A 22747-nucleotide genomic window follows, 5' to 3' on the forward strand; every position below is an offset into this window, starting at 1 on the left:
ATAATTATCTCCATTATTCTAATATTTCATTTATATTTTTCATTTGTTCTGAAATCGTAAACTGAGTTATAAAATTTTTCATTTCTGATTTATCTACTGACATATTATTTTCAAAATAATTAACAATACATTCACAAGCATCATCAGTAGAATTTACAATTTTACCGAATTTACCGTCGTTTGAAAGTTCCTTTACTCCTCCAACATCTGTAGAAATGAAAGGAATTCCTAAAGCCAATCCTTCAACAATAGCACCGGAAAATCCCTCTTGTTTAGACATTGAAAACATTAAATTCATTTTTTTTATATATTTATATGGATTCTTTTGATATCCTAAAAAATGAACATACTCTTCCAAATTATCTTTTTGTACAAGCTCTTTTATATGAGCCTCTAATTCTCCTGCACCTAAAAAATATAAATGATACTTTTTATTTAAATTTTTATGTAATTTTTTTATTGTATCATAAACTTCTAATGAACCTTTTAAGTTTTCAATTCTTCCAATTACACAAATCGAATTTTTTTCAATATTAATATCTGTCCTCTCATTTGATTTTTCCAAAATACTTTCAAAATCATAACCATTATAAATTGTCAAGACTTTATCTTTGTATTCCGGATAAATTGAAATTATGGACTCTTTAGTTTTTTCTGATACAGAAATTATTTTATCAACATTTTCTAAATATCTCTTATGATTATTCCTCTTTTGAGAATCTTTCATAAAATCTTCAATACTGCCATGAATCCAAGCAATTTTTTTTACATTCTTATCTTTTGAAAATTCAAATGGCGGATTAATTATAGTAAATGAAATTTCAATATCATATTTTTCTTTAACCATTATTTTTCTTACTAAATTTGGAAAAAATTTTCTTATTCTCCATAAAATAGCTCTTTTTATCTTAGATTGTCTATAATCTTGCCACGATTTTAATATTCTTATATTGTCATTAACAGGTTCATATCCTTTATCAAAATGCTCGATTTCCAATATATCAATATCATATTTTTCGCTATCAAGATTATTTACAATTGTTGATAATATTTTTTCAGCTCCTCCTCCTAATGAAAAGGACCATAAAAAAAATAATATTTTCGTTTTTTTCAAACAATCACCTTATTTCCAAATATTCTCGTAATTCGCATAGCTGTTTCTTAAATCTAAAAAAAGTAAGTCATGATGTGGTATTTGTTTTTCCTTTGGAGGCAATTTCATATAATCTCCAAATGCTGTCTTTAAATATCCATCATATCCAATAGGAATTGGCATTCTTGTATCTTCAAAGTCAAAATACTTCTTATCTACAAACCATTCTTTTTTATATATCTTTTTCATATAATACGGACCAGAACAAAGTTCTGTAATATATTCTGATTTATCAATTCTATATTTAGTCATTCTTTTTTCTGCGAGCTTCCAAATTTTATATCTAATTTTTTTAGATTTAAAAATTGATAATAACAACTTAGAAACTTTTTTCTTTAGCCCACCATGTTTTTCAGGTAAAACTTGAGCACAAAAAAGAGAATAAATTAGTCCCCACATTATCTGAAATTTTCGCTTAATTTTCCCACTTGGACAACCATCAAGAGGTAAAATATCAAGCGCTATTCCGTGACTTATATTTAAACCTTTTTGATATGGTTTAATAGCAGTAGTTTCATTATCTCTAATAGTAATAAAAAGATTATGATCAACTAAATCTTTATTGGCCTTAACAAGTGAATATTTTTTAGTATCAGCTTTTTCATTCCATAACAAAGCTAATTTTTCATAATCTTCTCTAGGCATAAAAAAATCTAAATCATCATCCCAAGGAATAAATCCTGAATGTCTTAAACTACCAATTGCTCCTCCACCACAAAGATAACATAACAAATTATTTTCTTCACAAAATGAAACAAAATATTTTCCCATTTCTAAACTCTTAAGTTGTAACTCTCTTAAATTTATTTCATCCATAATTTATATCATAACCACTAATTAAATATTCCATTTAGCAACTGTTTTAAAAGGTGTATTCAAGTCATTTTTGAAAAATCTATGAATATCATCAACACTATTTATTTCGTCATCTTCAAACACAATAGATTTAAATCTATTTTGGATTTTTTTATTTCCAAGCATCTTTACTGCTTCTTGAAAATCAACTCTTCCAGATCTGGAACATCCAATTAATGTTAGTCCTTTCTCCAATATATCTCTAGTATTAATTGCAACTTTATTTTCACTAACACCCATCAACATAATTGAACCTTGAGGTTTTATATACTTTATTATGTTATTAATAGCATCTTCACTTCCGGGCCCTCCAGCACACTCAAATCCATGATCTGTAGAAAAACCTTCAGGAATGTCATCACTTGAATATACCTCATCAACAAAGGAGAATATTTTTAATTTTTCCAAGTTTCTGCCGACAACAACAATTTTACTATTAGGAAATTTATATTTCAAAACATTTGCCATAATAAAACCTAAACTTCCATTTCCAAAAATAGTTATAGTTTCTTTACTTTCAAGTGAGTTTTTTACAAACCTATCATAAGCATGAAAACCTACCGAAATAAACTCTAAAATAGAAGCTACAGGTAACTCAATGTTATTAAACTTAACAAGTCTATCTGGAGAGATTTTTACAAATTCTCTCATAAATCCATCATGACCACTTGACAAAAAATATGAGCCTTTTACATAATTTTCATAAATTCTTTCATCAAAATTACAAGGTGGTGTATTTGGAATCATTGAAACTAAATCTCCAACTTGAAAAGTATTTGTAGGATCAAAAACAACCTCACCACAAGATTCATGGATTGGAGCCATTGGTAATTTTTTTGCCAATACTTTTGGATCTCTCTTTCCTAAATAATATCTTTGATCAGCATGACACAAAGATACATATAGTGGTTTTACAATGACTTTATCTCCTAAAAAGCTCTCATCAACATATTTAACTGAGATAAAACCCGGTTTCATTAACTGAAAAATTCTATTTATCATCTTAAATCTCCATAAGCATTGCCTTAGCAATCTTTAAGTCTGTTACAGTAGTAATTTTTATATTTGAAAAATCTCCATTAACTAAAAATACTTTTTCTCCATTTAACACAAATATTTTACAAGCATCAGTTAAAATGTTCTTTTCTTCTTCTGACAATTTATTATAGTATTCCATGAATTTATTAATTTTAAATGTTTGAGGAGTTTGTCCTTGAAACATTGTTTTTCTATCTGGTATTGATGAAATAAACTTTCCATCTTCAGAAGAAACTATAGTATCAAAAGCTGGAACTACAGTATCAATAATATTATATTTTTTACAATTATCTATATTTTCTTCAATCATTTTAATTGAAACAAATGGTCTAACAGCATCATGAGTTATAAGAATATCTTCATCAGACAATCCATTATCTTTATCAATAGCTGAAATAATATTTAAAATTGTAGAATTTCTATCTTTTCCACCATCTACAACAACAATTTTTTCAGATATATAATTATAATCTTTCTCAATTATATCAACGAGATAAGAATTCCAATCAGGATTTACTCCAACATAAATTTTATCTATTTTGTTACATAATAAAAACTTTTCAATAGTATGAATTATAATAGGCTTATCTCCAATATTTAAAAATTGTTTTGGAATATTGGAAATATTCATCCTACTACCTATTCCCCCTGCAAGAATACCTGCATATATCATAGTCTAGTCCTCCTTATTATATGTTTTTAAAAATGATGGGATTTTTAAAAAACCTATCAATGTACCATATCCATAACTAATATGTAAAAGAAAAAATACAATTGGAAGCAATAAGTTGTAGGGATTAAATTTACCTTTAAAAATTGAACTTAAAGACATCAAAATATTCACTATAAGATATGAACCAAATACTAATAAAAATAAATATTTAGTAAAAAATAATGAAATAATTGATATAAAAAGTGCAACTAAAAATGCAAAAGGAACATAATGATATAAATTTAAACACTCAGGACAAATAGCTGTCGTAAGTCCTATCCACATTCCATTAGCTTTCTTTTGTTTAATCATTTTTAGAAGTGAATTCCTTGTATGTTGATATGAAACAATATTATCATTATAGCAAAGTTTATATCCTGCTTTTCTGATTCTATAATGGAATTCATTATCTTCTGTCCTTAACAATTTTTCATTAAAGAAACCCACTTTTTCTAATACTTCTCTTTTATACATTGCGTGAAACATTGACTTTACATATTTTTTCCCAGATGCATTTCTAAAAGGTGCAATTCCACTTCCAAACATCGATGATTCTGCTTCTAAAAGCATCTTTTTATATCCTGTATTATCATCTATTATATTTGGCCTTTTTCCGCCTGAAACATCTTCTCCTGATTCTATATTTCTAACATTTTTTTCTATAAAATCTTTTGGAACTGAGGAGTGTGCATCAATTCTAACAAGTACATCTCCCGTAAAATTTTTTATAACGATATTCCATCCAGCAGATTGAATTTTTTTAGGATTATCTAAAATTTTAACTTCCATAAAATCATTATTTTCTTTAAAATCTTGCATTATATTTTTTGTATCATCCGTTGAAATTCCATCTACTAAAATTATTTCAATTTCATCATGTGGATATGTCTGCATTTTAAAATCTTCAAAAAGAGAAGGTAAAGTCTTTTCTTCATTTAAGGCAACTACCCCTATACTAACTTTCATTATTTTTCCTCCCCAAAAAAACAGATAAAAATGTTTTAAACATAATTTTTATATCATACCAAAAAGAAAATCTTTCAATATATTCAATATTATACTTCATTTTATCTGGCAAAATATAATTTATATATATATCATCAATACTAGTTTCATCATCTAAATGACTTGATATTATTTCATCCTCGTCTTTATAATTTATGCTAGAGTATGAAGTAAGACCTGCAGGTAATAACAAAGTGGCAAACATATAGTCTGAATATCTATCAACATATTTTGTAACTTCTGGTCTAGTTCCTACAAAACTCATATCTCCTGATAATATATTAAAAATTTGAGGAAATTCATCTAATCTATATTTTCTTAAAAACTTTCCAACCTTTGTTATTCTAGAATCTTCCTTTATAGTTACAAGTGTTCCAATTTTATCAGCATTAGATACCATTGTTCTAAATTTAAAAATTTTAAACTTTTTACCATATCTTGTAACTCTCTCCTGCCTATAAAAAATACTCCCTTTAGAATCTAATTTTATAGCTATTGAAATAACAACAATTGGAATAAATAAAATCAATAAAATTAAAATGGAAAAAATAATGTCAAATACTCTTTTAAAAAATAAACTTAATCTTTTTTTTGATACTATTTCGTAGTACTTTTTTACAGATTCATTTTTAAATTCTTTTGGTAAATCTTCAAATTTTATCAAAATATTTTCTCCTTAATTAAACGTCTGTAATATAATAACATATATTTAAAATAAAGTAAAATTAAAGAACTTTAACATCTCCATCATAAACTAATCCACCTACAGTATCAATTGTTACAAGTTGTTCATCTTTAATCATATTAGTAGCATTTTCAGCTCCTATAATTGTTGGAATATTAAAATGTAAAGCAATAATTGCAGCGTGAGAAGTCAGTCCTCCTGTTTCAACTATGATTCCTGATGCTCTATCAATAAACTCAACATATTCTCTATCTGTAAATTTGGAAACAATTATATCTCCATCTTTAAATTTGTTCTTTAAATCGTCTTCATTGTTTATTAGGCAAGCTTTTCCAGTAACCGAATCTTTTCCAATCCCAAAGCCTTTTATCAAAATTTTCCCAACAGTATGAACTTTAATTAAATTTGTTGTTCCTGCAACACCAACAGGAATACCTGCAGTTAAAACAACTGTATCTCCATCACTAATATAGTTTGCATTTAAAGTTGCTGATATAGAACGTTCAATAACTTCATCAGTATGTTCAGATTTCTTAGAAATCAAGCTAGTAACTCCCCAAAAAATTTGTAATTTTCGTCTAACTTTCTCAGAATAAGTTACAGCTATAATATCAACAAATGGTCTAAATTTAGAAATTGAAATAGGAGTAATTCCAGAAGCTGTAGCACAAATTATAGCTTTTGCTCTTAAATTTTCAGCAATTTCTTTTGTTGACAAACTTATTGAATTCATAGTATTTAAAATATCTTGTCTATTCTTGCTTTTTATACTATTTTGAAAATCAAAAGAATTTTCTGTTGTTATTGCAATATTATTCATTACTTTAACCGCTTCTTTTGGATATTTTCCAGCAGCAGTTTCACCGGATAACATAATACAATCACTTCCATCTATAATCGCATTTGCTACATCTGTAACTTCTGCTCTTGTAGGCCTTGGGTTTCTAATCATTGAATCAAGCATTTGTGTTGCAGTTATTACTGGTTTTCCTACTAAATTACATTTTCTAATTATTTCTTTTTGAATTTTTGGAATGAATTCTGCTTTAATTTCAACTCCTAAGTCTCCTCTGGCAACCATTATTCCATCAGAAGCCTCTATAATTTTATCAATATTTTCAACGCCTTCTTGATTTTCTATTTTAGAAATTATTTTAATATCAGAATTGTTATCATCTAAAATTTTTCTAATTTCGTATACATCTTCAGGTTTTCTTACAAATGAAGCTGCAATAAAGTCTAAATCATTTTGTATTCCAAATAAAATATCAGACTTATCCTTTTCCGTAATGGATGGTAAATTTATTACTTCATTCGGTATATTTACACCTTTATTACTCTTGATTACTCCATTATTTTTAACTAGACATTTTATTTCCTTATCTGTCTTAGAAATAACTTCCATTTCAACTAAACCATCATCAACTAAAATTGTACCACCAACCTTAACATCATTTGGTAATAGTTTGTAAGAAACAGAACAAATTTCTTGATTTCCTAATACTTCATCAATTGTAAAGGTATAAAAATCTCCCGCTTTAAGAATAACTTCATCAATACTAAATTTACCTAATCTTATTTCAGGACCTTTAGTATCAAGCATTATTGCTATAGGTAAATCTAACTCTTCTCTTGCTTTTTTTATATTATCAATTCTAACTTGATGTTCTTCTTTGCTTCCATGTGAAAAATTTAATCTACAAACATTCATTCCACTAAGCATTAATTCTTTTAAATTTTCAACTGAATCTGAAGCAGGCCCAATTGTACATATTATTTTTGTTTTTTTCATAATTCTCTCCTAAATAGATAGTTCATCAACTATATCATATAAATCTTTATTAAATATTTTTTTGCTAGATACAGCATCTTCTATAGTAATATACTCAATATTATTATTTTTAAAAGCTAAAGCTAAATTAGTTTGTTCTTTCAACAATAATTTAACAGACATACTTCCCATTTGACTTGCTATTATTCTGTCAAATGAGCTTGGAGTACCTCCTCTTTGGATATGTCCTAGTACAGTAACCCTTGTATCAATTTTCGTTTTTTCTTGAATCTGTTTTTTAAGCTCATAAGGGCTTAAAATACCTTCAGTTAAAACTATGATATGGTGTAATTTACCTCTTTTCCTACCAGATATAATTTTATTACAAACTTTATCTATATCAAAATCGACTTCTGGAACTATTATACTTTCAGCTCCACCAGCTAATCCTGAATTTAGAGCAATATCACCACATTTTCTTCCCATAACTTCTAAAATATTAGCTCTTCCATGAGAAGAAGATGTATCACGAAGTTTTGAAATAGCGTCGATAACTGTATTTACTGAAGTAAAAAATCCAATTGTATAATCAGTATATCCCATATCATTATCAATAGTACAAGGTATAGCAATAGTCTTTATACCATATTTGCTTAAAACATTAGCGCCACGAAAAGTACCATCTCCTCCTAAAACTACAAGTCCTTCAATACCATTATCTTTTAAGCTTTTAACTGCTTTTTCTTGACCTTCTTTAGTCATAAACTCTTTACTTCTAGCACTACCTAATATAGTACCACCTTTTTGAATTATATCTGCAACACTAGACACATTCATCTCAAAAATATTTCCTTTAATAAGGCCATCATAACCAAATTTTACACCATATATTCTAACATTATGATATATACAAGTTCTTACAACAGCTCTTATTACTGGATTCATTCCTGGAGAATCTCCACCACTAGTAAGAATAGCAATTTTTTTCAAATTATACCTCCATTAATTGATACGAAAACAGTCTTTTCCAAAAATATTTTCTAATTCAACAATTAAATTTTCATTTTTTAAATCAAACTTATTTTCTAATCTTAAAGTTTTATGATTGTTAGTTATATACAAAATTACATTATTTATTCCACCATATTTTTCAGAAAATTCACTTAATTTTTTCTTTATACTATTATCAAAATTTTCAATTTTTATATATAGTTTCTTAGAATATATACTATCTACTTCTCTAGCATCAATTACAGTAAAATTAGTATTCCCAAATGAATTTATAGAAACTTTAATCGATATTTCATAAATTTTTCCTTTAATAATATCTAAATCTTTAACATCTAAAATCTCTATACTACTTGTAAAATCTTCTACATTAATTGTTTTTAGCATCTTATTTTTTTTATTTCTTCTAAGTTTAATAGAGTTAATATAAACTATTACATTATAGATACCTTTATCTAAAACTTTTAAATCAATTAACTTCATACTATTTTTAGACTTAATATAATCTTTATATTCATCTAGTGGATGTGAAGAAATATAAAATCCTAAAACATCTTTTTCATATTCTAACATATCGTCTTTTAAAAATTTTTCAGACTTAACATATTTTTCATGCATAAAATCTGAACTTATTAAGGAAAGTTGTCCCGATAATTCATTTTTACTTTTAGATACTATTTGAGTAAATAATGTCTCCAAAGAATTTAGAATTTCAACTCTTTTTTCATCTATTTCATCAAAAGCTCCAGACTTTACTAAATTTTCAATTGATTGCAAGCTCATATTCTTTGAATTTTTCAATCTTTCTAAAAATTCTTTAAAACTTTTAAACTCTCCATTTTTTCTTTCTTCTTCAATATCTTTAGCTAAAAGCCTATTAAATCCTTTAATTTGAGAGAAACCAATTCTCATACACTTATTTTCAGTACTTATCTTATAGTAACTATAATTAACACTTGGAAGTAAAATCTTTATTCCCATCCTTTTAATTTCTTGAAAATATTGGAAAAATTGTCTTTCATAATTTATAACAGAATTTAAAAGACTTACCATATATTCTAATGGATAATAATATTTTAAATAAGCAGTTCTATAAGCATTTAATGAATAGCAAGCACTATGTGATTTATTAAAAGCGTAGTTACCAAACTCAACTATTAAATCAAAAATATTTTGAGCAAGCTTCTCATCCACACCATTTCTTACACAACCTTTTATTTTAATGCTTCCATCTAAATCATCTAGACCATAAATAAATATCTTCCTATTATATTCCATTATATCCATATGTTTTTTACCAATGGCTTTTCGCAAATTATCTGCTTGACCCCAAGTATATCCTGCTAATTCTCTTGCAATCTGCATAACTTGTTCTTGATATACAATAATTCCATAAGTGGATTTTAAATATTTTTCTAAACGCTTATCCAAATATCGAATACTATTAGGATTATTTTTATTTTTAATGTAATTAGGTATTTGATTCATCGGACCTGGTCTAAAAAGAGAATTTGCAGCAACCAACTCATCGAAATTATCTGCTTTTAAATCTTTTAAGAACAATCTCATACCTGTACTTTCAAATTGGAATATGCCAATTGTATCAGCTGTCTTAAATAAATTTAAAACATTCTTGTCACTTAACGATATTTTTTCAATATCAATCTCTCTATTGTAATTTTTTTGAACAAGTCTTATAGTATCATCAATTACTGTTAGAGTTCTAAGTCCTAAAAAATCCATCTTTAAAAGCCCAAGTTCTTCCAACTCTATCATATTGAATTGTGTTACTATATTATCTCCACTTTTAGATAGCGGAACATACTCTGTAAGTTCTTCCTTAGTTATAACAATACCCGCTGCATGTATTGATATATGTCTATGAAATTTTTCAAATTTTTCAGAAGTATTAATAAGTTTTTTTATATTTACATCTTCGTCATATAACTTTTTTAATTCCAAACTATCTTTTAATGCATTTTTAAAAGTAACGTCTAAATTATTTGGAATAAGTTTTGCTACCTTATCAACAGTTGATAATTTATAACCTAAAACTCTGCCAATATCTCTTACTGCTGCTCTTGGTTTCATAGTTCCAAAGGTAACAATTTGTGAAACGTGGTTTTTCCCATACTTTCTAATTACATAGTCTATGACTTCTTCTCTTCTTTCGTTGCAAAAATCTATGTCAAAATCAGGCATTGAAATTCTTTCAGGATTTAAAAATCTTTCAAATATTAATTCATATTCTATTGGATCAATATCAGTTATCTCCAAGCAGTATGCAACAATTGAATTTGCACCTGAACCTCTACCAGGTCCAACTGGAATTTTATTTTTTTTAGCAAAATTTACAAAATCCCAAACAATAAGAAAATAATCAGTAAATCCCATTTTATTTATTACTGAAAATTCATGATTAACTCTTTTTTTAATTTCATCAGTGATATTTTCATATCTTTTTTTCATACCTTCTATGATTATACTATGTAAATAATCTTCCTTTGTACTAACTCCATCAGGTACTTTATATTCAGGTAAATGATACTTTGAAAAGTCAAATTCAACATTACATCTTTGAGCAATCATTTTAGTATTATACATAGAATCTTTTAATTGAGAAAATATTTTTAACATTTCTTCTTCACTTTTTAAATAGTATTCTGCTTGAGTAAAAGTATCTTCTTTAAGTTCAGATAATAAAATACCTTTTGATATACATCTTGCTATATTAAATAAATTAAAATCTGTATTTTCTAAATAATGAACATCATTAGTTACAACAGTCTCAACGTTTACTTCATTTGCAAGTTCCAAATATTTGTTTATCATTAACTCATCATTTTCTTCAAAATGAAAATTCAATTCTAGAAATAAATCCTCTTTATTGAATATACTTTTGAAATTTAAAATTTCATTCTTAGCGTTTAAAGTATCGTCTAAATATAGACATTTTCTAATAAAACTTCTTTTAGAACCAACAATTAATATTAAATTTTTTGAGAATTTTTCTAATTCATCAAATGTTATATATTCTCTATTTCTATTTTCAATAATATATAAATTAGACACTAATTTACATAAATTTTTATATCCTTGATTATTCTTAGCTAATAATATTATATTATAAAATTCATTATTTGGGTATGACAAAGTTAACTCACAACCAATAATAGGTTTTATTGAATTCTTTTTACATCTTTTATAAAAATCAATAACGCCATACATATTGTTATAATCTGTAATAGCCATAGCTTTAAAATTTAATTCTTTAGCTTTATCTATTAATTTTTCCATTGGATTATAATTGTTCAACAAACTATACTCAGTATGAACATTCAAATGTACAAAATCATTAGCCAAAATTATCACCTCATTATTGATTTTACCATATTTTTAGAATTTTTTAAATATATTTTACCTAATCACTTTATATTTTTATGTTTTTATGATACAATTTTATAGTACGAAGGGAGAATTGATATGAAATTTACATTAGTAACTAATAATATTGACTTATATGAAAAAGTGAAAAATAAGAAAGATTTAGACATAATATTTGATGAAAAATATACATATGGAGACATATTAGATATAGTTAAGAAAAAACTTCAAAATGGATTTGAGCTTTCAACTCATCCACTTTGTGGTAGTATAAAACCTAATGAAACACCATACAGATCTATATTAATTACTAAAACAAAAGAACTTGATGTTAATGGAATTATAATTATCGATGAAGCTATTGAAACATACAAAAAATTTCAAAGCAATATGAAAACGCCTCTATGGATAGATAGAGTTCTAAGAGACTTTAGATATGTAGATTGTAACATATTAGTACAAACTATTGAAAAATTAGGAATAGAATAAATTAATACTAAAAAACCCACATTTTTTTAATAATGTGGGCTTTTAATTATTATATATAATTATAGATATTAAAAATTATTCGTCAGAATTTTTTTCTTCATCTTCATCCTTTTCTACAACTTCTTCTTTAGGAAGAATTATTCTAACTTTCTTAACTCTATGTTCATAAATAGATAATATATTATAAATAACACCATTATCTTCAACAATAAGCTTCTCTCCATCATTAGGTATATATCCTAATAGATACATAAGCATACCACCTAATGTATCATAATCTTCTGAATTTTCATCAAGTTTTAAATTACAAGCATTATTTACATCCTCAATTTCACATGCTCCAGTTGCAATAAAATGTCTATCATCTATCTTTTTGATTGAAGGATTAGTTTTCTTATCATATTCGTCATCAATTTCACCCATAACTTCCTCAATTAAATCTTCCATAGTGACAATTCCCGTAAAACCACCATATTCATCAATTAATACAGCCATTTGATTTCTTGAATTTTTAAGTTCAAGAAATAAATCATTTATATTTTTTCTCTCTGGAATAAAATAAGCTGGTCTTAAAATAGAACGAATATCAATATTATCAAATCCTACTTTATAAGCTTCTAAGAAAAAGTCTTTAATATATAAAATACCAATTATATTATCAATATCATCTTCATAAACTGGCACTCTTGAATACCTCATTTGCATTAAAGTTTCAAAATCTTTATCAGGTTCATCAATATCAATCATAAATACTTCAGTTCTTGCTGTCATTACTTCTTCAGCTAATACATCATCAAAAGATATAACACCATCTATCATTTCACGCTCTGTAGGATTGATTATTCCTTGTTCTTGTCCTACTTCAACAATTGATTTTATCTCTTCTAGAGTAACCTGTGCTTCAACTCCACTTGTAGGAACTGAAAAAATCTTTAACACTATATTAGTAGATAAAGATAGCAAATAAACAAACGGACTCATTATTTTATAAACAAAATTTATTGTCCCAACAGAAAATAAAGCAAATTTTTCTGCATTTTGTAATGCTATTCTTTTAGGCACAAGTTCACCAAATACTAAACTAAAGAATGCCAATATGACTGTAATTAAAACAAAAGAAACTCTATACGCAAAAGGAACTGATAAATTTGATAATACTTTTCCAAACTTATCTGATAGTCCAACTGCAGCAGAAGCTGATGTAAAGAAACCAGCAAAAGTGATACCAACTTGAATAGTTGATAAAAACTTCGAAGGCTCTTTTAAAAGTTTTTCAACTTTAATCGCTCTCTTATTTCCTTGTTCTGACAAAGTTAATAACTTTTTCTTGTCCATAGAAACTATTGCCATTTCAGATGCAGCAAAAAAAGCATTAACTAAAGTTAATAAAATTAAAATAAAAATCTGAAAATAGACCTCGGGTCCACTATCCATAAAAACCTCCTAAAATTTATTTATCAAATGCATTATATCAAAAATTTAAAAATATTGCAAATACAAATTTTTTTATTTAAATATAAAAAACAATAATAATTTATAAAAAAATAAAAAGTGTATTTAAAATACACTTTTTACATAAACATATTATTATAATTATTTTATTAACATTCCACCATAGTTTAAAATAACTTGAGCAAACACTAATGCTACTACAGTCATTAACTTAATTAAAATGTTTAATGATGGACCTGAAGTATCCTTAAATGGATCCCCTACAGTATCCCCAACAACCGCTGCTTTATGAGGATCTGAACCTTTACCACCATGATGACCTTCTTCAATGTACTTTTTAGCATTATCCCATGCTCCACCAGCATTTGACATAAAGATTGCCATTAAAACACCTGTAACTAAAGATCCAGCTAATAATCCACCAAGAGCTTCTGCTCCAATTAAAATACCGACTAATACTGGAACTACTACTGCTAATAATCCAGGAATAATCATTTGTTTTAATGCTGCCATTGTAGAAATATCAACACATTTTCTATAATCTGGAGTTCCAGTTCCTTCCATAATTCCAGGAATAGTTTTAAATTGTCTTCTAACTTCTTGAATCATTTCATTAGCAGCATTTCCAACAGCTTCCATAGTTAAAGCTGAGAATAAGAATGGTAACATACCACCAATGAACATTCCTGCAACTACTTGAGGTTTAGTAACATCTATTTTTTCCAATCCTACTGCTTGAGTATATGATGCAAACAATGCTAAAGCAGTTAAGGCAGCTGAACCAATCGCAAATCCTTTACCAATAGCAGCTGTAGTATTACCAACAGAATCTAATTTGTCTGTAATATTTCTAACTTCATGAGGTAATTCACACATTTCTGCAATACCACCAGCATTATCAGCAATTGGACCATAAGCATCAACAGCAATAGTCATACCACAAGTAGAAAGCATTCCTATAGCAGCAACAGAAATCCCATATAATCCTTGACCAGCATTAGCAAATCCATTTGATGCCATATATGATACTAAAATACCTATTGCTATTACTACAATAGGACCAGCAGTTGACTTCATTCCAACAGCTAAACCAGAAATTATATTAGTTGATGAACCAGTTTCTGATTCTTCTGCAATATGTTGAACAGGTTTTTTATCTCCTGAAGTATAGTATTCAGTAAATTGAGAAATAATTAATCCTACTAAAATACCAGCAACTGAAGAAATAAATGCTGAGTTATTTCCTAAAATTTGTTTACTTAAGAAATATGTAACTATAATAGTTAATACTGAACTAACAATAGTTCCCATATTTAAAGATTTTTGTGGATCTTTATCCCCTCTTACGCAGAATAGGCCAACTAATGATGCTAAGATACCAGCTGCAGCAAGAGCTAACGCAAATATAATACCTTCTTTACCAAAAGCAACAGAACCTAATGTAATACCAGAAAGTATAGACCCTACATAAGATTCAAAAAGGTCAGCTCCCATACCAGCAACGTCCCCTACATTATCTCCTACATTATCAGCTATAACAGCAGGGTTTCTTGGATCATCTTCAGGAATTCCAGCTTCAACCTTTCCTACAAGGTCAGCACCAACGTCAGCAGCTTTAGTATAAATACCACCACCTACTCTTCCGAACAATGCTATAGATGAAGCACCAAAACTGAATCCAGTTACAATATTAACGTCTCCTACTAAGAAGTAGCAAACTGTCATCCCTAGAATACCTAATCCAACTACAGAAAGTCCCATTACTGCTCCTCCTGAAAATGCAGTTTGAAGTGCTTTTCCCATTCCGTATTCTTTAGCAGCATTTGCAGTTCTAACATTTGCTTTAGTAGCAGCTTTCATTCCGAAATATCCTGCTAAAATTGAACAAATTGAGCCAGCTAAGAAACAAACTGCTGTAAGTAAATTAATGGCTACCCCTAAAATAATTGCAACAACAACAACGAATATAGCTAAATACTTATATTCACGAACTAAGAAAGCCATAGCGCCTTCTTGAATATAACCTGATATTTCTTTCATTCTTTCATTACCAGGTTCAATTTTTGTAATGCTTAAATATTTAATATAAGCAAATACTAGCGCAACAATACCAACGGCAATTGCACAATAAAAAATCAAATTAGTATCCATTTTTTCCTCCTAAATTTTTTATTTAATCGCAGCCATAGCAATAGCTACTATAAAAAACACAACTGATGCTATAATAGTAATTTGGCTTAACACAGCATCTTTAGATTTTTTTCCGCCTTTTCCAGAAATATTAGTTTCAGCTGTTAAAGACGCAACACCGTCAGACTTAGATTCTTGCATTAACACTGCTAATATTATAACAATACTAGCAACGAATAATATTATTTCCATTAAAACTTGCATTATACACCTCCGAACATTCTTATTTAACCTGCTACTTATAATAACACATTTACAAGCAAAAATCAACTTAAAATATTGATTTTTAAGTTGATTCTAAAAATAAATTAAAAATAAATAACTAAATAATATAAATGGAATTAATGGTATTTCTTGATGTTTAAAAGCTTCTATATCTTTTATAATAATTAGTTTTATTAAATAAAAAAGCCCCGCTATTATAAAAGTAAATAGTCCAATATAAAAAACTGTATACCAATCTGTTGAAATTCCTATTAAAGATAATGCATAAATATCTCCTATTCCAAATACTTCCTTTCCATAAACTAATTTTGATACTATATAAATAGTTCCATACAAAATTATTCCTGAAATTAAACCAAAAATAGCTAATCTAGTGTAATTTCCATATATATTCAATAATATAATCGGAACTAGAAAAGCCATAATGATATTTATAAAAATATTTTTACAAATAATATCAGTAAATGCACAAATGTACAGACATAAAAAACAAAGTAAATTTATCATATATAATATATCATTATAAAAAAATAATGACATTAAATATATATTTGTTAGGAATATTAATATAAAATTTAATAAATTATAGTATTTCTTTATATTGTTAATCGAGATTTTTATTGTCTCTTTTTCTTTTAAATATTTCAAATCGATTGATGAAACTAATAAACAAACAAAAATACTAACCAATCCACCCAAAAAATGCATCTTAATATTTTCTTTCTATCTTACTATCCTTCATTAAAGCATCCATTTTTTTCACATAAGCTACTTGTTCTTTAGCTTTTATTATACTTTTCTCAATTTCATCTCTAACTGATTCTAAATCTAGTTGTTCGGGATTTGTTTTTGATTCAAGTTTAATTAAATGATAACCAAATTGTGTTTTTACAGGAGCAGTAACTTTTCCAACTTCTGCATCTATACATGCATTTTCAAATTCTAATACCATTTGTCCTTGACTAAATTCTCCCAAATCTCCACCTACTTCTTTAGATGGGCACATAGAATGTTCTTTAGCTAATTCTTCAAATTTTTCACCTTTATTACAAAGATCTTTTAGTTCATTAGCTTTTTCTTCACTTTCAACCAAAATATGTTTTGCCTTAAAAGTATATTTACTCTTAAAAATATTTTTATTTTCTTCATAATACTCTTTTATTTCTTCATCAGTAGCATGAATATTTTCAAATAATTCATTTAAAAAATGTTTTGCTAAAATTGAACGTTTAATTTCATTAATTTCTTTAACAAATGCTTCACTTTCATCTAACTTCCTATTATAGCAATCTTGAATTATAAGTTCTTGTTTAACTAATTCTTCACATAATTGTTTTCTACCTTCAGGATTATTATATGGCATTGCTCTATTTCCCATTAATTCTATAAATCTGTCAATATCACTTTCTAAAATTTCAACTCCGTTTACAATTGCCATTACTTTACTTTCCATAATTATTTCCCCCTTAAATTAATTTAATTCCATTTCCCTCAAATTGAATTTTTTTATTTTTTAATAATCTTCCTACGGCTTTCTTAAAAGATGATTTACTCATACCACAAATTTCCTTAATTTTTTCTGGTTCACTTTTGTCATTCAAATCCAAAAAACCGCCTCTATTTTTAATAATATTAAAAAGTATTTCAGCATTATCATTTATTTCAACATGAGATAAATTTTTTAAAACTAAATTCAAACGACCATCTTTTTTTACTTTTGAAATCCTAAAATTAATAGGTTCTCCAATTTCTAAAACGCCAATAATATCTTTATTTTCAATCATAGCATCATATTTTTTATCTACAGCAACGAAAGCACCATAGTCTTTATGGATTGAATAAACAATTCCTTCAACCCACTCACCTTCCTTATAAGGAGAATCTGATGTCAAATAATCTCTTATTTTCATTGTTGCACAAAGTCTTTCTGATTTATCTATGTATAATGCAACTAAATATTTCCTTCCTTTTTCGAGTTTCATAGTTTGCTCTTTAAAAGGCAAAAACAATTCTTTTTCAAGACCCCAATCCAAAAAAGCTCCAATTTTTGAAATATCCATTACCTCTAAAGTTTCTAATTTTCCTAAAGATATTTTTGTTTTTTTCCTCGTAGCAACAAACCTAGACTGATTGTCTTTATAAACAAAAACTTCAATTTCATCATCAACTTTATCTGTTTCTAAAACTTCTTTCTTAGGTAACAATATATCAAGTTTTTCATTTTTTACATCTTTTAGTCCTATATAAGCTCCGTTATTTTTAAAACGCTTTATAATCAACTTCTGAAATTCACCTAAATTATACATATTTTCTCCTCTTATAACTAAACCATTTTTTAAATATCTCTATTTATCTTTATCAATGTTATACTGTGCTGACATTACAATAGCTTTACTATCTAGCTAAAAGCTATTGTAATTATACCATATTAGGTTAATTTTTGTAACCATATAATAATAAAAATTTAAAATTCATTTTGAAATATTATAAAAATGTTGTATAATAAATATATTAATATTACTAATTAAGGAGTAAAAAATGTTTCATATAAGAAAGAGATTTGTTTTTATTTTATTATCTATTTTTATACTATCATCTTGTAGTAAAACTGGTACCAAAAATGTAGATAAAGTAAATAATGAAATAAAGAACTCAACATCCCAATTTTCTCTAACAGCTGAGGAAATTACTGTATTAGAAAAACCTTATGGGGATTTTTCAGATGATGATAAAAAAATTTTTAATAAAATTTTAGAAAAGTATAATAAGTTTAAAAACGACTCTTCAAAGGATATCACGTTTGAAAGAAAAATATTATCAAAACTTGAAGAGATAGAAAATTTTTATGGTAAGAAATATATAAATTTTAAAAATGAATCTTCAAGTAATGTAAAAGTTGAAGAAAAATTATTAAATCAAAATTCTAAGACTGAACTTAATAAAAAAGATTTTTCATATGATAATTATTTAGTAAAACTCACAGGAAAAGGAATTTTTAAGTACTATGTAGATAACAAAATAATTTTAGAAGAAACTTTGAATGATAATGAAAAGCCCAGATATGTACGTATAAAAGTTCTAAATAATTCTAACATTGAATTTAATGGAAATGTAATAGGGATTATTTTTAAAGATAATATAAAATATGATACATTTAAAAACTTATCCAGTGGAATATTTACAATTGAAGATGATTTAAAACAAGGTCATTACAAATTATCGAATACTACTAAAGATACAATTATTAAGATTATATCAAAAGAAAACAAAGAAACAGTTATAAATTTACAAGAATCTCATGAACTAAAGTTAGAAAAAGGAATGAAACTAATAATTTCAGGAGTAGATTATATAACATTAGAAAAGATAGATTAAAAAAGGAGACACAATTGTCTCCTTTTTTAAATTATTTTTAACAACAAACTCTCATCATTCTAATTAATGTAAATTTTATTGAAATTACGAATCTATTATTTTAATGATTTAGGTTTTCCAATAATTTCAGAATAGAGAATAGCTTTTGATAGGCTTTCTTTACCTTTAATGACAAATTTTTTGGTTTTTCTTTCTATTAATTCATCAAAATGTTGAATATCATTTCGCAAGGCTACTCTTTCTGTTTTGCGAGAATTGTACATTTGACCTTGACCCTCCATTGAAGTATTCATAATACTTTTACCTTCAATAGAAGTAGTCATAACTGTTTTACCTTCATAAGAAACATTTTCTAAAGTAGAACCCTCTATACTAGAAGTCATTACACTAGAACCCTCAGGACTTTCGTAATTATCAAAATTATTAATTCTATAATTTGGATTTTTATTACTTTTACTAGCGTTCTTATTTTTCTTGTTTTTAGGTTTGCTAGAAGCTTTTAAAGTACTATTCTTGTTTTCATTACCTACTTCATCTATTTGAGCTTTTATATCATTAATCTCTGATTTTAAATCCTCAATAAAAGATAGAAAACTCTTATTTTTTTTCATAGGAACTCACCTCTATTCTGAAAGTGATTCTCTCATTTTAGTATCTGATTTGATATTTTTAAGTTTTTCATATTCTAAAACTGAAATATTTCCATCTTCAAACGCCTTTGCAATCGCAAGCGGAATTTTACTTTCAGATTCAACAACCTTAGCTTTCATTTCTTCAATCTTAGCTTTATTTTCTTGTTCAACTGCAACTGCCATTGCACGTCTTTCTTCTGCTTTGGCTTGAGCTATTTTCTTATCTGCTTCTGCTTGATCAGCTTGTAATTGAGCACCTATATTTCTACCAATATCAACATCAGCAATATCAATAGATAAAATTTCGAAAGCAGTTCCTAAATCTAAACCTTTTTTCAAAACTGTTTCTGAAATTGCATCAGGATTTTCGAGCACTAAACTATGTCTTTCAGCACTACCTACAGTAGTAACAATACCTTCTCCTACTCTGGCTATAATAGTTTCTTCACCAGCTCCTCCGATAAGTCTTGAAATATCTGCTCTAACAGTAACTTTTGCGATAACTATTACTTCAATACCATTCATTGCAACCGCTGCAATTTTTGGCGTATTGATAACTTTAGGATTTACACTAACTTGAACAGCTTCCAATACATCACGTCCGGCAAGGTCAATCGCTGTTGCCATTTCAAAAGTCAATTCGATGTTAGCCTTTTGAGCAGCAATTAAAGCATCAACAACATTATTTACATTTCCTCCTGCCAAATAATGTGCTTCTAATTCAGAAATGTTAATTTTAACATTAGCTTTCGTTGCTTTAATTAATGGATAAATTATTTTTGACGCTCTAACTCTTCTAAGTTTCATTCCTATTAAATTAGAAATTTTAACTTTAACACCACTGAATAAAGCAGTAATCCAAAGCCCTACAGGAACAAAATAAAAGAAACCAAACACCAAAACTGCAACTAAAATAATAATTATACTATTTGTTGGCATTAAACTTTTCATAACTGTTTGTGGTAACAATCTCATAATTAAACCCTCCTTTATTAATTTACACTATTGTGTATGATAATATTATATCACTTTCTGCAAAAAATTCAACAAAAAAGAAACCAATTTTAAATTGATTTCTATGTATCATTTCCTTCACATTTTATTTTTGCAGTAATTTCATTATTATTAATTTCAAGTTCGTCTACTAAATGTTTTACAATTCTAAGACCTCTACCAGAGGTTGTCGTATTAATATCTCTATTTTCATTAAAGATATAGTTTATTCCATCTCCTTCATCTTTAACATTTATATGTATACAGTCCATATTAACACAGACTTTTAAATTTATTCCCTTTTCTTTATTGCATTTATTACCATGTTCATAGCTATTTATCACTATTTCATTTATAACAATTCTAATATTGAACATTAGTTCTTCATCTCTAATAACACTTGATAACTTTTCTAAAATAAAAGAAACCGCTTCATCAATATCATCTAAATCACTTTTTATAACCTTAATATATTCAAAGTCCATACTTATCTCCTAATTTCTAGTAACAAATATATACCCAATCAAAAATAATTGTTAACATTTTTTATATTTTATTTGCATATTTGAAGAATTTTTAATATAATATATACGTTATGAGGTGATTAATATGTTTTTTAAGAATAAAAATTTATATAAAATTGACTTATTTATACTAATTTCTTTAATTTTAATTATATTAATAGGGTTAGTAAATTTATATAGTGCAACAATAAGTTTGAAAAGAAACTTTATGTTATCACAAATAATTGCTACAATATTAGGCTTTATCTTAATGTTTGTATTAATAGCAGTAAATATTAAATTTTTAAAAAGATTGTATTTGCCAATATATATAATTTCAATTATACTTTTAGTATTAGTACTTATAATTGGTACTGGGGATTCTGTTGGTGCAAGAAGTTGGATTAAATTTGGTCCTATTTCATTCCAACCTTCTGAATTTGTAAAACTTGGAATGATTATTTGTTTAGCAACGGTTATTGAAAAAAATAATTCCAAATTGAATGAACCAAAAACTCTAATAAAAGTTTTGATTTTTGCTTTTATTCCTGTTGGATTAGTTTTAATGCAACCAGACTTTGGAACTGCATTTGTTTTTATATTAGTAATTGGATCAATGCTATTTGTAGCTGGAATAAGCTTAAGACTAGTAGTATATACTTTACTAGCAGCTATAGCCAGTTTACCTATTTTTTATTTTAACCTATCTCAATATCAAAAAAATAGGATTTTAAATTTTTTACATCCTGAAAGAGACATAACAAACACTGGATATCAAGCTGTTCAAGGCAAAATCGCAGCAGGATCAGGAAAATTTATAGGAAGAGGATTATTTAAAGGCCCTCAAAATCAATTTAACTTTATTCCTGAAAAACAAACAGACTATATATTTCCAGTTTTTGTTGAAGAAATGGGATTTGTTGGAGGAACAATTTTGATTGGATTATATACAATAATGTTATATAGATTTGTAAGACTTTCTAAGAAGACAGCAAATAAATTTAATCAAATGTTAATTATAGGAATATGTGCAATGTTTCTAGCTCATATTTTTGAGAATATTGGAATGACTATTGGTCTTATGCCTATAACTGGTATTCCACTTCCATTTTTAAGTTATGGAGGTACTTTCCAATTAGTAAACTTAATTGCTATGGGGATTGTGTTATCCATATCTTGTGAAAAAACACCTCTAGATTTTATGTAAATACTTATTACATATATTATTTACTTTTTATATTATATTTAAAAGCTCAGTGCTATAATGTACTGAGCTT

Annotated in this window: 21 protein-coding genes; 3 read left to right on the forward strand and 18 right to left on the reverse strand. The window is 26.7% G+C overall.

The genetic code is table 11. From position 1 onward, the window contains the following. Nucleotides 1-13: 13 nt before the first annotated feature. From WFJ11_RS04255 to dnaE, 9 genes are all read right to left on the reverse strand, one after another. Nucleotides 14-1114 (reverse strand): glycosyltransferase, encoded by a 1101-nt coding sequence (locus WFJ11_RS04255; RefSeq protein ID WP_004833297.1) that lies wholly within the window; start codon nucleotides 1112-1114, stop codon nucleotides 14-16. Between the two features lie 9 nt (nucleotides 1115-1123). Further along, a complete protein-coding gene (locus tag WFJ11_RS04260; protein ID WP_269754534.1) occupies nucleotides 1124-1969 on the reverse strand; it encodes a LicD family protein in 846 nt (281 codons plus the stop codon). 21 nt (nucleotides 1970-1990) lie between these two features. After that, nucleotides 1991-3010, reverse strand: a complete 1020-nt coding sequence (locus WFJ11_RS04265) for an alcohol dehydrogenase catalytic domain-containing protein (protein ID WP_269754533.1) — start codon at nucleotides 3008-3010, stop codon at nucleotides 1991-1993. Between the two features lies 1 nt (nucleotide 3011). After that, entirely contained in the window at nucleotides 3012-3719 is a 708-nt protein-coding gene (locus WFJ11_RS04270; RefSeq protein ID WP_269754532.1) for an IspD/TarI family cytidylyltransferase, read from the reverse strand. A 3-nt stretch (nucleotides 3720-3722) separates the two neighbouring features. Further along, nucleotides 3723-4724, reverse strand: coding sequence for a glycosyltransferase family 2 protein (locus WFJ11_RS04275; protein WP_338816952.1), 1002 nt, complete (start codon nucleotides 4722-4724; stop codon nucleotides 3723-3725). Then, nucleotides 4714-5427, reverse strand: a complete 714-nt coding sequence (locus WFJ11_RS04280; RefSeq protein ID WP_293440023.1) for a sugar transferase — start codon at nucleotides 5425-5427, stop codon at nucleotides 4714-4716. Before WFJ11_RS04280 ends, WFJ11_RS04275 begins: the two co-directional genes overlap by 11 nt. Before the next feature lie 61 nt (nucleotides 5428-5488). Continuing rightward, nucleotides 5489-7240 carry a pyruvate kinase gene (pyk, locus tag WFJ11_RS04285; RefSeq protein ID WP_293440025.1) on the reverse strand — a complete coding sequence of 584 codons (1752 nt, stop codon included), beginning with the start codon at nucleotides 7238-7240 and terminating at the stop codon, nucleotides 5489-5491. Between the two features lie 9 nt (nucleotides 7241-7249). Next, nucleotides 7250-8209 carry a 6-phosphofructokinase gene (gene pfkA / locus WFJ11_RS04290; RefSeq protein ID WP_009372843.1) on the reverse strand — a complete coding sequence of 320 codons (960 nt, stop codon included), beginning with the start codon at nucleotides 8207-8209 and terminating at the stop codon, nucleotides 7250-7252. Nucleotides 8210-8221: 12 nt separating this feature from the next. After that, complete coding sequence (gene dnaE, locus WFJ11_RS04295; RefSeq protein WP_293440028.1) at nucleotides 8222-11590, reverse strand: DNA polymerase III subunit alpha; 3369 nt, start codon at nucleotides 11588-11590, stop codon at nucleotides 8222-8224. Nucleotides 11591-11710: 120 nt separating this feature from the next. Between dnaE and WFJ11_RS04300 the strand changes: the two genes are divergently transcribed. Then, on the forward strand, nucleotides 11711-12100 hold the full coding sequence (locus WFJ11_RS04300) for a GrdX family protein (protein ID WP_293440030.1): 390 nt from the start codon (nucleotides 11711-11713) through the stop codon (nucleotides 12098-12100). 75 nt (nucleotides 12101-12175) lie between these two features. Here the strand turns inward: WFJ11_RS04300 and WFJ11_RS04305 are convergent, their stop codons facing one another. From WFJ11_RS04305 to WFJ11_RS04330, 6 genes are all read right to left on the reverse strand, one after another. Further along, entirely contained in the window at nucleotides 12176-13534 is a 1359-nt protein-coding gene (locus WFJ11_RS04305) for a hemolysin family protein (RefSeq protein WP_293440032.1), read from the reverse strand. 159 nt (nucleotides 13535-13693) lie between these two features. Further along, entirely contained in the window at nucleotides 13694-15703 is a 2010-nt protein-coding gene (locus tag WFJ11_RS04310; protein WP_293440034.1) for a sodium-translocating pyrophosphatase, read from the reverse strand. 18 nt (nucleotides 15704-15721) lie between these two features. Continuing rightward, complete coding sequence (secG, locus tag WFJ11_RS04315) at nucleotides 15722-15946, reverse strand: preprotein translocase subunit SecG (RefSeq protein WP_009372563.1); 225 nt, start codon at nucleotides 15944-15946, stop codon at nucleotides 15722-15724. Nucleotides 15947-16039: 93 nt separating this feature from the next. Further along, complete coding sequence (locus tag WFJ11_RS04320; RefSeq protein ID WP_338816953.1) at nucleotides 16040-16390, reverse strand: hypothetical protein; 351 nt, start codon at nucleotides 16388-16390, stop codon at nucleotides 16040-16042. Nucleotides 16391-16676: 286 nt separating this feature from the next. Beyond that, nucleotides 16677-17420: a peptidylprolyl isomerase gene (locus WFJ11_RS04325; protein ID WP_338816954.1), complete on the reverse strand. Its 744-nt coding sequence runs from the start codon at nucleotides 17418-17420 to the stop codon at nucleotides 16677-16679. A 13-nt stretch (nucleotides 17421-17433) separates the two neighbouring features. Continuing rightward, complete coding sequence (locus WFJ11_RS04330) at nucleotides 17434-18273, reverse strand: CvfB family protein (RefSeq protein ID WP_293440040.1); 840 nt, start codon at nucleotides 18271-18273, stop codon at nucleotides 17434-17436. Between the two features lie 232 nt (nucleotides 18274-18505). Between WFJ11_RS04330 and WFJ11_RS04335 the strand changes: the two genes are divergently transcribed. Beyond that, nucleotides 18506-19342, forward strand: a complete 837-nt coding sequence (locus tag WFJ11_RS04335) for a hypothetical protein (protein ID WP_293440042.1) — start codon at nucleotides 18506-18508, stop codon at nucleotides 19340-19342. A gap of 95 nt (nucleotides 19343-19437) precedes the next feature. Here WFJ11_RS04335 and WFJ11_RS04340 read toward each other — a convergent pair whose 3' ends face one another. The 3 genes from WFJ11_RS04340 to WFJ11_RS04350 form a co-directional block, all read right to left on the reverse strand. After that, nucleotides 19438-19953 (reverse strand): hypothetical protein, encoded by a 516-nt coding sequence (locus tag WFJ11_RS04340; protein ID WP_293440044.1) that lies wholly within the window; start codon nucleotides 19951-19953, stop codon nucleotides 19438-19440. A 12-nt stretch (nucleotides 19954-19965) separates the two neighbouring features. Continuing rightward, nucleotides 19966-20913, reverse strand: coding sequence for a flotillin-like protein FloA (gene floA / locus WFJ11_RS04345; protein WP_293440055.1), 948 nt, complete (start codon nucleotides 20911-20913; stop codon nucleotides 19966-19968). Nucleotides 20914-21050: 137 nt separating this feature from the next. Next, nucleotides 21051-21452, reverse strand: coding sequence for an ATP-binding protein (locus WFJ11_RS04350; RefSeq protein ID WP_293440046.1), 402 nt, complete (start codon nucleotides 21450-21452; stop codon nucleotides 21051-21053). A gap of 124 nt (nucleotides 21453-21576) precedes the next feature. On the opposite strand from WFJ11_RS04350, the gene rodA reads away from it, so the two are divergent. Then, nucleotides 21577-22677, forward strand: a complete 1101-nt coding sequence (gene rodA, locus WFJ11_RS04355; RefSeq protein WP_293440048.1) for a rod shape-determining protein RodA — start codon at nucleotides 21577-21579, stop codon at nucleotides 22675-22677. The last annotated feature ends 70 nt before the right edge of the window (nucleotides 22678-22747 follow it).

Origin of the sequence: Parvimonas micra (assembly GCF_037482165.1) — a bacterium.
Lineage (GTDB): Bacteria > Bacillota > Clostridia > Tissierellales > Peptoniphilaceae > Parvimonas.